This is a genomic window from Paenibacillus sp. OK060 (assembly GCF_900101205.1).
GTDB classification, from domain to species: domain Bacteria; phylum Bacillota; class Bacilli; order Paenibacillales; family Paenibacillaceae; genus Paenibacillus; species Paenibacillus marchantiae.
Genome location: NZ_FNFR01000010.1, coordinates 162,776 through 175,458, shown reverse-complemented (window position 1 = coordinate 175,458; position 12,683 = coordinate 162,776). Strand labels below are relative to the sequence as shown.

General features: G+C 44.0%; 12 protein-coding genes and 1 CRISPR repeat array. Of the genes, 1 reads left to right on the top strand and 11 read right to left on the bottom strand.

Annotation, left to right across the window (positions count from 1 at the left end; all coding sequences use genetic code 11):
• Positions 1-46: 46 nt before the first annotated feature.
• On the bottom strand, positions 47-226 hold the full coding sequence (locus BLS14_RS28470) for a hypothetical protein (RefSeq protein WP_090955127.1): 180 nt from the start codon (positions 224-226) through the stop codon (positions 47-49).
• Between the two features lie 168 nt (positions 227-394).
• On the opposite strand from BLS14_RS28470, the gene BLS14_RS28465 reads away from it, so the two are divergent.
• Positions 395-1,975, top strand: coding sequence for a DUF7910 domain-containing protein (locus BLS14_RS28465; RefSeq protein ID WP_090955125.1), 1,581 nt, complete (start codon positions 395-397; stop codon positions 1,973-1,975).
• Positions 1,976-2,019: 44 nt separating this feature from the next.
• Here the strand turns inward: BLS14_RS28465 and BLS14_RS33370 are convergent, their stop codons facing one another.
• The 10 genes from BLS14_RS33370 to BLS14_RS28425 all read right to left on the bottom strand — a co-directional run bounded on the left by BLS14_RS33370 (position 2,020) and on the right by BLS14_RS28425 (position 12,529).
• Entirely contained in the window at positions 2,020-2,145 is a 126-nt protein-coding gene (locus tag BLS14_RS33370) for a hypothetical protein (protein WP_256336730.1), read from the bottom strand.
• 156 nt (positions 2,146-2,301) lie between these two features.
• Positions 2,302-2,457: a hypothetical protein gene (locus tag BLS14_RS32825; protein WP_176854821.1), complete on the bottom strand. Its 156-nt coding sequence runs from the start codon at positions 2,455-2,457 to the stop codon at positions 2,302-2,304.
• A gap of 31 nt (positions 2,458-2,488) precedes the next feature.
• Positions 2,489-3,307 (bottom strand): type II toxin-antitoxin system SpoIISA family toxin, encoded by an 819-nt coding sequence (locus BLS14_RS28460; RefSeq protein WP_090955123.1) that lies wholly within the window; start codon positions 3,305-3,307, stop codon positions 2,489-2,491.
• 673 nt (positions 3,308-3,980) lie between these two features.
• Positions 3,981-6,443: a CRISPR direct-repeat array (repeat unit 33 nt; unit sequence ATTTCAATCCACGCACTCCATACGGAGTGCGAC).
• A gap of 193 nt (positions 6,444-6,636) precedes the next feature.
• On the bottom strand, positions 6,637-6,927 hold the full coding sequence (gene cas2 / locus BLS14_RS28455; RefSeq protein ID WP_090955121.1) for a CRISPR-associated endonuclease Cas2: 291 nt from the start codon (positions 6,925-6,927) through the stop codon (positions 6,637-6,639).
• Between the two features lie 9 nt (positions 6,928-6,936).
• Positions 6,937-7,968 carry a type I-C CRISPR-associated endonuclease Cas1c gene (gene cas1c / locus BLS14_RS28450; RefSeq protein ID WP_090955119.1) on the bottom strand — a complete coding sequence of 344 codons (1,032 nt, stop codon included), beginning with the start codon at positions 7,966-7,968 and terminating at the stop codon, positions 6,937-6,939.
• On the bottom strand, positions 7,965-8,624 hold the full coding sequence (gene cas4, locus BLS14_RS28445; RefSeq protein ID WP_090955117.1) for a CRISPR-associated protein Cas4: 660 nt from the start codon (positions 8,622-8,624) through the stop codon (positions 7,965-7,967). Before cas4 ends, cas1c begins: the two co-directional genes overlap by 4 nt.
• Positions 8,611-9,486 (bottom strand): type I-C CRISPR-associated protein Cas7/Csd2, encoded by an 876-nt coding sequence (gene cas7c / locus BLS14_RS28440; protein WP_090955116.1) that lies wholly within the window; start codon positions 9,484-9,486, stop codon positions 8,611-8,613. Before cas7c ends, cas4 begins: the two co-directional genes overlap by 14 nt.
• On the bottom strand, positions 9,487-11,511 hold the full coding sequence (cas8c, locus tag BLS14_RS28435; protein WP_090955114.1) for a type I-C CRISPR-associated protein Cas8c/Csd1: 2,025 nt from the start codon (positions 11,509-11,511) through the stop codon (positions 9,487-9,489).
• Positions 11,508-12,230: a type I-C CRISPR-associated protein Cas5c gene (cas5c, locus tag BLS14_RS28430; RefSeq protein ID WP_090955112.1), complete on the bottom strand. Its 723-nt coding sequence runs from the start codon at positions 12,228-12,230 to the stop codon at positions 11,508-11,510. The genes cas8c and cas5c overlap by 4 nt, the downstream gene beginning before the upstream one ends.
• A gap of 95 nt (positions 12,231-12,325) precedes the next feature.
• Positions 12,326-12,529, bottom strand: coding sequence for a hypothetical protein (locus tag BLS14_RS28425; protein WP_090955110.1), 204 nt, complete (start codon positions 12,527-12,529; stop codon positions 12,326-12,328).
• Positions 12,530-12,683 lie beyond the last annotated feature (154 nt).

Below are 12,683 nucleotides of genomic sequence, written 5' to 3'. Positions count from 1 at the left end.
TGAAAAAAATGGGAAGATTCTTCATACCTGGCTGTCTGTCCCCCTCTTACACCAAATCATCTGCATACTCAGCTAAAACAGTGAATACGGTATCCGGAGAATATTTGAAAAAGAAACGTTCCTCCACCTTGTAATCAAAACAGGTCTTTTCCAAGATTAAATATAATTTATATACTCCTACGGAAAGGGTCTCATCTGGAGTTAATGAATCTCTTTTTAGTCTCATAAGGTGACTTCCTTTCAAGGATAATCTCTGCATTGTACAACGATATAGGGTTCACGTCGAGATGAGGGGATTCAAAGTCATGATTATACCCGGGATAATAATTCAATATTGTACAATAATAATCCTCGTACGCTTCAGTTATTTCAAACCTGAGGGAGGTAAAGGAATATGTGTATTGAAGCAGCACGGGTCAATGCTTCAATGGATTATGTATCGAGAGAATTTAAAGGCGAAGGGTACATTGCAGGGTTCCCTAATTTCCATCAAGCTGACCATGGAAATGGAATAGTTAATGCGATTTTCTGTATTAAAGAGGCGGCTGTAGATTTTAAAAGCATTTCTGGGGACCGAATAGGTAATCCTAATCGTACAAATATGATGGAGATGTTCAGAATTGCAGCCAACCTTGCTTCAGAAGATGGATACCCTGCAGCAATCCCCTCTCTCCATCACGATAGAACAAACAATTTGTATGGCTTTTATTTTTTCAAACCAGAATATGTCGATTGGAAAGATGTCAAAGCAAATGATCTTGGTAATCCAACGGGTATCGCTGAACGCTTTAGAGCAGTCAATGACTACAGTATTTCTCTTCTGTACAATGGGGGGTTCCCTAATTTTCATCAGGCTGATTATGGTGAGGGTGTAGTATTTGGTACGAATCTTATAAAAGGTGAGGCTGGTGGTTTACATGAGGTACCACTTTCAGCTCTTAACATGCCTTTTTATGAAGAGGTATTCTGTACTCCGAATAAGAGCACATCAGTGATACCGAATATTGGAGAGACATCACGTGTATGCTTACAAACCTGGATGGGCACTTATGTTTGTGCCGAGAATGGGGGCGGTAATCTTTGTGTTGTAAATCGACCAGAAGCTAGGGCTTGGGAATCATTTGAACTCTGTCGCTTGGATGAGGTTCACATTACTTTGAAGGCTCATAACGGCCAATTCCTAAGCGCTGAGCAAGAAGGTAGATCGCTTGTAGTAGCAATCAGCCCTGAGGCAAAAGAAAAAGAGACTTTCAAAATGTACATCGATCAAAGTGGGCTCGTTGCTATATCTGCATATAACGGTAAATATTTTAGTGCAGAATCTGACGGAATACTTACGGCCAATCGTGATGTGCCTAAATCATGGGAGGGATTTCGTATTGTATCTCCAGATAATGCGAATATAAAAGAACAGACTCAGGTAGTAGTCAATGTATATAAAATTATAACTGCTCCTATCTGGCATACAGGGACTGTTATCGGGGATCGAGAATATTATTTTCAGACGAGCAACCGCGTAGAGAGTTGTGATCCGGAGGGGATGGATCTTCCATACCATCGGAAAATTGTGCGGCACGTACCAGGTAACTTGGATTCAGTAAAGTCGGTACTCGACATGGTAAGTAATGATTGGAACGGAACCCGATATGATGTTGCAGGTCATAACTGCAACTTTTTTACAAATGATTTACTGAACAAACTTGGAGTACCCGGGCTCGATCAAGAGTATCTTGAGGCAAGTGGCTTTGCCAAAGGATTTTCCCAAATACCCGGTAGCTCCCTATTCCAAGAGGTAATTGTAAAATGGCCAATTGATGATAAACGATTAGACGTGGCATTTATGGACGAATTAGTAAAACTTGCACGTCTTCCGGCGGATACAGTAAATGAAGTCGGACGGTTTTTTAAACGTATTGGGTTCCCCGGGGGTGGTTTTACGGGGATCAGAATACCGCCTATACCCAAACCATTTTAAAAGGGAATGTAAACTAGGTGTGCCCTCGGGGGCACTTCCTTTGCTTATTTTCGTTTGTTCAAGAAATCCAGTACTTTTTTATTCTGTTCCAATACTTTCTTAATCCCCCAGTCCGGCACGGTTGTTTTAGGTTTAGTATTAGATGTAGGTTTAAGAGGTTTCTTTTCCATGGCAATACGCCCCTCCTTCGTTTTTAAAAAGGATTGGCATAATGAGAGACATTTAAACCTCTTAACCTATTAGAGAAGGACTGAGTGGTGTATAAGGTAACGCAAAAAGGTGCTCTAAGAAATTTCATAGAGCACCTCGGATCATACAAACAGCCATTATCTATTTTTAAGGATATTCAGCACGTTATCGTTTGCTTTCAAAATCTTCTCTAGGCCCATATTCTTCTCAATTGTGGTCTTAGGCCGACGAACAACAACCTTATCAGGAATTGTAGCATTATCATTTTCTTTAGACTGTTTAAAAAGTGTCATAAATATCACCTCGTATACTTAATATACCACACTATCCATCTATGAACCAATCAAATATCTGTACTAGATTCACAATATTATTAGCATCCATCCCATTTAAAATGGCACCAGATTCCGCTGCTTGGATAGTGATAATGAAACTATTGGACGTTCCAAAGAACGGTACACAAATCGTATTTCCTTCCTCTACCACGTAAACTGCAGCTTCTGCTAATTCTTTACTCATTTCCTCTTTGTTCTCTTCAGGGATTAGGATACTGTTGCTTCTTTCAATTTGACTAAGAGAGTTCCTTATTTTATTCATGCGTATTTCTAGATCGCTGTCGAATTGAATCGATGTAGTTGAGATCCGTAAGCCGAATGTATCCGTGTAATATCGAAGATACTCTTTTAACATAGACGAGTACAAATCCCACTCTGGCAACTGATCCTTCTGCTCATCTGTGAGCTCGGTTAGATGATGTTGTGAGTATTGAACAACTGCAGTGAACTGTGCCGTTTTTTGAAAACTGGAGAGTATGATTCGTTCATTATCCCGTATTGTTTTTTCAATGATTTGGTCATTTTTTTTGAATTCTGTATTTCCAATCTTTTGAATGCTTGGCGTTTCTAAAATTGCCAGATCAATGAAGATAGCTATACTAGCGAATTGAACGGCTTGAACCCAATCATTTAATAGAATGTGACCGGCTAAAATCATCCCAAAGTAAATAAGAGCCATAATGGTATAGGACGTTTTACGGATGTTCAACAAATTGCTTTCATACCAAACACGATTGTACCAATGTGTTACTGTTGCAAGTCCCGCTATGGCCATAAAGCCAATGGCCATCCATCCGAAATAAAACATGAGGTTCCTCCAAACACTGTAGACTTCCTAATGTTGTACAACATTTAAACTCTATTGAATTTATGAATCATATTTAAATACAACATCCTATTCTCCTGTTACTTCATTAAATCCCTCTAATATCACTTCTTCTTTAATTTGATCGGACGCTATAGTTTGCTGAAACGTTTCATCACGAACAATTTCATGACCAGACCAATTATAAGCTTTTATTTTACCTGGACCTAACAGTTCTGGATGAGGTATAAGGAACAGTCATTTAACTTCTGTTACATATCTTTTAAATCCTTCTTCCATATCACTGTGAGGAAGTATAAGCTGGATTACTTGGTTCCCTGTGCTAAGAATTAATAAAGCATAGGGCATACCAGTAGGCGCATCTGGGAGCCTAAACAATATGTTTTTTTGGGGGTAGGAAAATACATGTAGCCCAGGTACCGTTTTAGTTAAAACGCATACTACCTATTTATTGTGTGATCACTTTGTATTATCCAATCTACTGTTTTAGAAAAATGTTTAAAATCTTCTTTATCCATTAGAGTTAAGGCCATTTTGACATATGCTTTATAAACTGCAATAGGTATGTAGATAGTCTTGTGACAGTTACTGTTAGTTCCCCATTATGCTTATAGCGAGTTTTTCCGGTACCATTGCATCGGAGAGGATCTTAGGAATTTCAATCCACGCACTCCATACGGAGTGCGACTACGTCACCATGCAAGGATTGGCTTACATGCTGATTTCAATCCACGCACTCCATACGGAGTGCGACGACTATAGATAGCTACATCTACAGTCTCTTGAGCTATTTCAATCCACGCACTCCATACGGAGTGCGACCTTCAGAACTTAGCTCATCGATCAGGACATCGGATATTTCAATCCACGCACTCCATACGGAGTGCGACCATATAACTAAACACCATAATCATCGTAGCCAAAAATTTCAATCCACGCACTCCATACGGAGTGCGACAAGTGATGGATTGGGTAGTTTACGACGATTTTTGATTTCAATCCACGCACTCCATACGGAGTGCGACTATGGGATTGGACGTTCTTCTGGCAAGTATTTCGATTTCAATCCACGCACTCCATACGGAGTGCGACCCTGGACATCGTTAAGTTAGTGACCACAGTTAAGATTTCAATCCACGCACTCCATACGGAGTGCGACGGTACAAGCGACGGATGAAAGCACTGTGTTATGGATTTCAATCCACGCACTCCATACGGAGTGCGACTCCTTGGTTACACCCGGCAGATGACTGGTGCAGACGATTTCAATCCACGCACTCCATACGGAGTGCGACGTTAGCACGGTGGAAAATCAAAATCCCTGAAAAAATTTCAATCCACGCCTCCATACGGAGTGCGACATGGTGCCGCGCCGTACATACCCACGATTTTTTATTTCAATCCACGCACTCCATACGGAGTGCGACCACAGTCCAGCGATAGTTTTTTCAGAGCTTATAAATTTCAATCCACGCACTCCATACGGAGTGCGACGATTACTTGAATCGGATGATTCGATTCGCGGAAGCAATTTCAATCCACGCACTCCATACGGAGTGCGACGCAAGTTGTGGGCGATTTGTTCGACAGTTAAAAACATTTCAATCCACGCACTCCATACGGAGTGCGACTGCTCACCAAGGTTCAGGAGAACAGCGCCAAGATATTTCAATCCACGCACTCCATACGGAGTGCGACCTTTTCATCATCCATCGATGTCAGATCATGTAGGCTATTTCAATCCACGCACTCCATACGGAGTGCGACCATTTTCAAATTGCATCCCCTGTTTGACCTGAGTCATTTCAATCCACGCACTCCATACGGAGTGCGACACGACGACGAAAGCAACGCATGGCATGTTGATTATTTCAATCCACGCACTCCATACGGAGTGCGACCAGATCGAGTATGGGAGCTCAGGTAGCCTACGAGAATTTCAATCCACGCACTCCATACGGAGTGCGACTAATACGGATCGTCCTCTCTTATTCGGGTTAGTAGATTTCAATCCACGCACTCCATACGGAGTGCGACTTTCATGCTTCGCAAAATTAGTCGAGATATCTATATTTCAATCCACGCACTCCATACGGAGTGCGACTTACAGGTAACATACCCTTACGACCGGGCTCATTATTTCAATCCACGCACTCCATACGGAGTGCGACACCAAGGTACCGTATCAACATCTGTAGTCATCACAGATTTCAATCCACGCACTCCATACGGAGTGCGACTGTATTACCGACATTTTATCTTTATAATGATTTTAATTTCAATCCACGCACTCCATACGGAGTGCGACTAAGGGAGGATTGGGTAAATGTCTGGCACTTATTAATTTCAATCCACGCACTCCATACGGAGTGCGACCCATTGTCACCAATGTATCCGGGTCAGTTTCAGAATTTCAATCCACGCACTCCATACGGAGTGCGACACACGATTAACGAAATCGATAACGACTTCATACAGTATTTCAATCCACGCACTCCATACGGAGTGCGACTACGTTCCATCTGTGGAGATGATAACATCATCTTATTTCAATCCACGCACTCCATACGGAGTGCGACAGAACGGAAGATATGGGTATCACATTATCAAGTAAATTTCAATCCACGCACTCCATACGGAGTGCGACGATATCGGTTCTTTTATGTACGAAACAGATTGGTTATTTCAATCCACGCACTCCATACGGAGTGCGACCCCGACGTGACCACCGGAGCCGACCTTGGTAACATTTCAATCCACGCACTCCATACGGAGTGCGACTTTTTTGGCGGGTTTAACCTTTTGCTAACAGCTGGATTTCAATCCACGCACTCCATACGGAGTGCGACCTGCAATCGAAGCTGAGATCGAACGCCTACGTTTAATTTCAATCCACGCACTCCATACGGAGTGCGACTCCATGTTCACGGTGTTTGTCACCAGTGAAAAGATTTCAATCCACGCACTCCATACGGAGTGCGACCCGATACCACTGAACACGCTCTTGGTCCACTCCCAATTTCAATCCACGCACTCCATACGGAGTGCGACGAGCGAAAAAAGCAAATATGGATATCAACCACAAATTTCAATCCACGCACTCCATACGGAGTGCGACAGCGAAAAGTGACGTAATAACTATGTTTCAAGAATAGCTATTAACGTATTTTCGATATTTCTACTAATTCAAAACTGTTACTAAAAATTTTCAGCCCTAAATCATTGCCAAAAGGTCACAAAAATGACCTTTTCGACAAGTTTCGAGGTGCGAATCCCCCAGGGAAATCATGTGAGCTTGGCATTCGCACCGGCTACAGTATTAATGGATCACCCATGTCATAGGAATCTTTCGCTCCTACATGTTGGACTTTACTTTTGTAATTATCACCTAAATTATAGAATCGAAGACTATCTGTATCCTTGTCAATCAATTCTTCCAATTCAAACCGTAATCGTCTAAACTGGGTAGCGTCCAGTATACATTCAAATACAGAATTCTGCACACGTTGTCCGTGATCTACACACTTCTTTGCCACTTTAGATAGCCGTCTTCTGCCCTCACTATCTATCGTGCTTACATCATACGTAATCAAAATAAGCAATCATTACACCTACTTCCACAGAAACGGAGGATATTCATCCAGATCTCCGCGTATATATCTTGCCAGTAGTAACGCTTGAGTGTATGGTACTAGCCCCCAAGGTATTTTTTCATTCAGAAACGGGTGCATAATCTTGTCCTGTTTACGATCTTGCCACGCTTTTAACACTTTCTTTCGTGTATCATCATCCATAATCACTGCAAGATTTTCTTTCACATAAAATCCTTTATCGCTAACTACCTTCTTGTTAATAAGAGAAAGCACAAATCGATCGGCATACACGCCCCGGAGCTCCTCCATCATATCCAGTGCGAGAGAAGCTCTGCCAGGACGATCCCGATGCAAAAAACCAACATATGCATCAAGTCCGACAGATTCAAGTGCAGACTTCATATCATTAGCAAGCAATGTATAGGCAAAAGATAATAACGCATTCACTTTATCTAAGGGAGGTCTCCGACTGCGTCCGTAAAAGTAAAATGACTCCTTTTGCTGTAGGATCAGATCATCGAACACAGCGTTATATTGAACAGCTGCAGAGCCTTCCAAGCCACGCAATACGTCCAATTGCTCTACCTCGCGTAACAACTTCATTGTCTCGCCTAGCGACTCCGTAACCTTCTTCATTCGTTCCGTGTCGATACGTAGGGCATAATCCCGTGTTGCACGTTCCAAAATCCACTTGTTGTTGTACAATTTGCCTGTAATCATATTACGAGCAACCCTCGCACTACGCACCTCATCGTCCGAGATACGATACTGTTCTTTGCGAAGAACCACATTTCCACGATCTTCACCAATGACCCGTGCGAGGAATCTCCCTGTTCGTGTCATAAACGTCAAACTAACATTGCGAGACGCGCAAGCCCCCATCAATGCTGGACTTACTCCAGCATAGCCAAAGGTGCATACAGCCTCCAAATTATGAAGCGGGTAGCGAGCAAGAATTTCTTCCTCCTGCTTCACCACAATGTTTTCCCCATCCAGTCCAAGGTATGTATCGGGTAATGTTACAAATAAGGTGTTCAGCAGCTTTTTCATTCATTCAACCTGCTTTCGATGTAACTTGAAACGGAACGCTTATTCAAGATATCCGGCACACATATATTGTTCAAGGAACAACTCAGGCAATGTGGTCCAGCCTTGGCTTTGGGCGTATGGTTGCGTTCAAAGTAGTGTCTCATCTCATCAATACTGGCCCTCACACGTTCCCGATCTGCCGCAGTAATTATGACTTCTACCCGATGCTTGATCTCGTCATAATAAAAATAGGCCTTGTGAATATCACATACGAGCATCTCTTCAAGACACATGACTTGTGCTACCAATTGGGAGTGATCGGAATCATTTCGTTTGGGTTTGCCGCGTTTGTATTCAACAGGACAAGGAAGGTATAACCCTTCCTCCCCTGCAAGCGGAACTCCAGCCGGATCACGAATGAATTCAACTACGTCACAGATACCTGTGATGCCAAGTTCTCTCGATTGTACCGGAAGTGCACGAACCACTATCTTATCTCCTCGTTTTTCACGAAGAGCTGGTTGATCCGCCTTTCGATGCAAATGATCTCCCTCAATGGTACGCACGTTGTCTTCCCACTGCTGTTCAATATGAATCAATGCCCACTGCCTTCTGCAAAAGTTAAAATGCTGAATACCTGATAGCAGCAGATAGTCCTCTTCGTTATAGTCCTTCATATTCCTGTACTTCCAACCCGTCGAGCGGCTGAATGTCGTAGGTATAACGTGCATACGTGTTTTTCTCAGCCTCGTTGACTTCCGGATTCTCTTCTATGATCAATGAACGATGTACCTTTGCAGAAGAGTATTGTCCCAGCTTAGATTTGTGCTCCCACCAATACAGCTTGTATACCTCCATGCTTCCGTCAGGACGAGCAGAAGATGTATCGTTGGCGAACAATGTGCGAAGCGCCTCCCTCAACTTTTCCGCATCCTCATATGTAAATCCAGTCTTCTCTGCAAGCTGTGTGTTGATGCTGCCATAGATCACGTACACGCCAAAATCGACACGGTGTTTCATGCCCATGGTGTCCGAGCCACGTTTGTCTGGATCTTTGGGAGAGGTAACAGAGTTGACGCTTTTCGTAATTTGCATGCTGCTAATATCGATCCGATCCTGACTTACCGCAGTATGAATAGATACCGGACCACGAATACCTACCGACACATCTGTTCCGCTAAAAGCAAAAACCTGCCCAAAGCTGCGTACATCTATCCAAGACTGGCATGCCGCATCTGCATATAATTCCTTATTCGCTTTTTTACCCTTAGCGTGTTCCTGTACGGCTTCATTAGCATCGACTCGATCCTTGATCGAACGGTGTCCATCATCCCGACGATCATCAGACTGCACCAGTATCAACTCGCCCATATCTTGCAGACGGTTACGCAGCTTGCGCTTGATGCAAACGTCGGAAATCTCTCCGTAACCATCATAATTCTGACGTGGACGGTTCCCGTTCAGCGGGTCACCATTCGGATTGGCATTGCGGACAGAGACTACGACAGCAAAATCTATTTTACGATCCAATACGCTCATTCAATTCTCCTCCTGTGTATCGTTATCTTTACCTTGTTGTGTGTCTGATGTGTCTGATATACCTGTCGCTTCCGTCGCTTTTTTACTGGTGTACAGATCGTTACGCTGGCTGTAGAAGCCAAGCAAATACAATCCAGTTAGCGGTTTGTCTGTGTAATCTTCCAGGTTGAGCATCGCACCTACCTCATCTAGCAAACTGTTGTAGTATATTGCATCCGTACCCATTTTAGCTTGATAAGGTTGTAAGTTCGACTGAATAATACTCCAGGTACGTCCCGGACGTTGGGCAAAAGCATTCATGTAACGAACCGCATTGCTGGCCCGTTTCTCTTCTCGTCCCAGCGCTCTTCGTTCCAGCACATCGGCAATCGCCAGCATCCGCCCAAACAAATAACTGCGATCCGTCGTTTCCGTGTTCAAGCCCACATCGAAGCCCTCCTTTTTATTCTCCTTATTCACCAAGGCACAAGCGATGCTCAGCGTCTTCTCCCATTCCCATGGTTCCATCCCAACCGGGTTCGATGCACGCTGTACAGCACTTCGCACGATATCAAGCGGCAACTCACACCCTACTTCTATAATACATGGCAAGATTCGCTCCATCAGACCTTTAACCAGTTTGTCACTCGCTCTAGGTCCATAAGCTGCAAACGCAATATCTCTCGTGGCAGGTGCTCCAGTAAAGGTCGTCCATTGGCTGTCCTTGTCCTTCCGATATCGATGTTGCCAGTAACAACTGGTATGCCACGCTTGCAATCGGTCAAGATAATCTTCATGATTCAAATCTTGGTAATACGTGATCGACATTCGACCTGGCGTCGCCGCATCCAGCACCATAATTGTGACATGGGCATAATGCTCACCATCATAACGGTAACCGCCGATAGCCTTCTTAATCTCTCGTGCAAAAGCTTTGGACGTCGTATCGCCTGCTGGTGCAACATATCCCGAGTTGGACGATTTATCGTCATTGGCACCCAGATCGAAATCCTCTTCGAACTCCGAGTCTTCATCATACCCCTGCAACTCTTGGGCAGCTTCCCTCAGTTCCAATGCATCCTGATGCGGTTCCGGCAACTCCAGCCGCTGGTTTCCCCAGACGACAAACACTTTACCGTCAATCGTAATGCCCTGTCTGTCAATCAGCCATTTGAGGGCATTATGTCCCTTTTGTGATGCCATGTAACTGACAGATGCTGCCTCACGGCTTGTCCGAAATCGTCCACGATACGTAAATCCAGCAGAATCATTCGCCGAGATCAGCTTGGATTTGTCACCAGAATGTCGAATGCGAGAGGTATGTTTATCCGCAACAGGCAACTTCTCCCCAGTTACATAACAGATATCCATATCCACCAAACTACTCTCATAAAACTGAACAAATGACTGCTGTACCTCAATATCCCGCCACAGTCTCGCCTCCGGTTCACCAGGAATGTTGACAGCGAACCGCACAAACGCGCTGCTCTGATCAGATGCCAGCACATTGAAGATCGGCGGTTTCTCAATCGCTTCCTGACTTGGGGCCGGAGCCCACTTATCCCGCAACTTCCCCTGTTCATCAACATGCAGGATACCTTCGGCAACGAGATCAGCAATCAGCGTTCCTTTTCGGGCATAGTCATACACGCTCTTCACTTTTTCATGGGAGTAGGGCGAATCGCACCAAGCCTTCAATTGAGCCAGATAATCCTCATAAGGCGTGCCCTTCACATCACCGCAGAACTGATTAAAATCCCCAGCCACATACACCAACTTGTCAAAAAGCGGATATGGCACCGGAGCGCTTGTTCTGCTGGCCGCAGCTTCGGTACACGGAATGATCGTGCTGCCCTCCACCTTGTCTCGAACGTAGGCGGTGACGAAGTTTCCTTTTCCATCCAGATGTACTTCGATATGTGCAGTCTGGGTTGTATGAGCAACCGGGATCAGAGCGTATTCGCGCCCATTCTTTTTCGTTTCAAATCGTCCTACTGACAATATGTTGTCATTGTAGGTTTGCGCCAGATTCGCCAGCCAGCTCATACCATATCACGCCCCTCAAACCATTCGTCATACAACTCATCCACAGATTTCATGTTATCTGTGTGAAATGCTTTGGATTTGCCTTCCCCTATACTACGCACCAACGTGCAATCCTCGGGACGATCGAAACGAATAATGCCGTTATTCATCTTGGCCCGCCACAACCGCACTTCCCGCTCATTGCGCCCTGTCTCATCCGGGTAGTTCATGCCATGCACCATCGTTCCAAAATCAATCTCTGGCACCTTGTCGTACGCGCCTTCTCCTTCGCCGAATAGACAAGGCTCCACATATGCCTGACATTCGCGAGTTCCGAGAAAAATATCTCTGCGTCCACCGACGTTCACTGCTCGCTTGGCGATATTATGGTGTTTGTGCTCATTTCGGTCGTAGGCCAAGTCTTCCCGATGGGGATTGAACCTGAAATGGGCTTTGACCTGATAACATACGTCTTTCAAATATGTATAATAGGCCAGCGTATTTCCACCATTGTATTCGATAGGGCGCATCCCTTTGGATTCGGTCTGGATTGGCTTCACGATTCTAACCTCATCCACGATCCAGATAATGGTTGGTTTCCAGTAGATGGATTCTACGATCCCTTTCAGCGCTTGATATGTCGGTACCTGATAGCTAAATTTCTCGCCTCCCAGCTTCGTCAGCGGATCGGTAAACAACGCATAGTTGCCATATACTTTGAATTCAATCTGGTTCCGCATTGCATAATCCTCCTTTCTGGATAATCGTTGGTGAAGCTTCGGGGAGTAGCATTTCATGATACTCCCCGTTGCCCAAAGCGATATATCAATCTTCTTTAAAGTTTAGAACTCCAGTTGATTTTAACTTCAATTTTTGTGTTACCAGGCACCTCACATAAAGCCTTGAGTAGTTCTTGAATCATCATTTCGCTTGCTACATGGCTGTTAGATATTTTTGATGATTTAAGATACTCGTTTCCTGTGTCACATTCCGTTTTAAAGAAAAGGTTCCCACGACTGGTGTTTTTGGTAAATATCATTTCACTCACCTCCCATCGTATATAACCCATCCTATGTTCGAACATACAATTTAATAACTTCGTGTGTTTTAAAAGATTGAATATGAAATTTATCTCTCCACCTATTTATGTTAAACTCTAAGCTGTTGCTACTAAGTCAGACTCTAATTGTCGC

Excerpts from the sequence above, each read along its gene's own strand:
- cas7c (WP_090955116.1), bottom strand. The coding sequence starts at position 9,486 with ATGAGCGTATTGGATCGTAAAATAGATTTTGCTGTCGTAGTCTCTGTC.
- cas5c (WP_090955112.1), bottom strand. The coding sequence starts at position 12,230 with ATGCGGAACCAGATTGAATTCAAAGTATATGGCAACTATGCGTTGTTT.
- cas8c (WP_090955114.1), bottom strand. The coding sequence starts at position 11,511 with ATGAGCTGGCTGGCGAATCTGGCGCAAACCTACAATGACAACATATTG.
- BLS14_RS28465 (WP_090955125.1), top strand. The coding sequence starts at position 395 with ATGTGTATTGAAGCAGCACGGGTCAATGCTTCAATGGATTATGTATCG.
- BLS14_RS32825 (WP_176854821.1), bottom strand. The coding sequence starts at position 2,457 with ATGACACTTTTTAAACAGTCTAAAGAAAATGATAATGCTACAATTCCT.
- cas1c (WP_090955119.1), bottom strand. The coding sequence starts at position 7,968 with ATGAAAAAGCTGCTGAACACCTTATTTGTAACATTACCCGATACATAC.
- BLS14_RS28460 (WP_090955123.1), bottom strand. The coding sequence starts at position 3,307 with ATGTTTTATTTCGGATGGATGGCCATTGGCTTTATGGCCATAGCGGGA.
- BLS14_RS33370 (WP_256336730.1), bottom strand. The coding sequence starts at position 2,145 with ATGGAAAAGAAACCTCTTAAACCTACATCTAATACTAAACCTAAAACA.
- BLS14_RS28470 (WP_090955127.1), bottom strand. The coding sequence starts at position 226 with ATGAGACTAAAAAGAGATTCATTAACTCCAGATGAGACCCTTTCCGTA.
- BLS14_RS28425 (WP_090955110.1), bottom strand. The coding sequence starts at position 12,529 with ATGATATTTACCAAAAACACCAGTCGTGGGAACCTTTTCTTTAAAACG.
- cas4 (WP_090955117.1), bottom strand. The coding sequence starts at position 8,624 with ATGAAGGACTATAACGAAGAGGACTATCTGCTGCTATCAGGTATTCAG.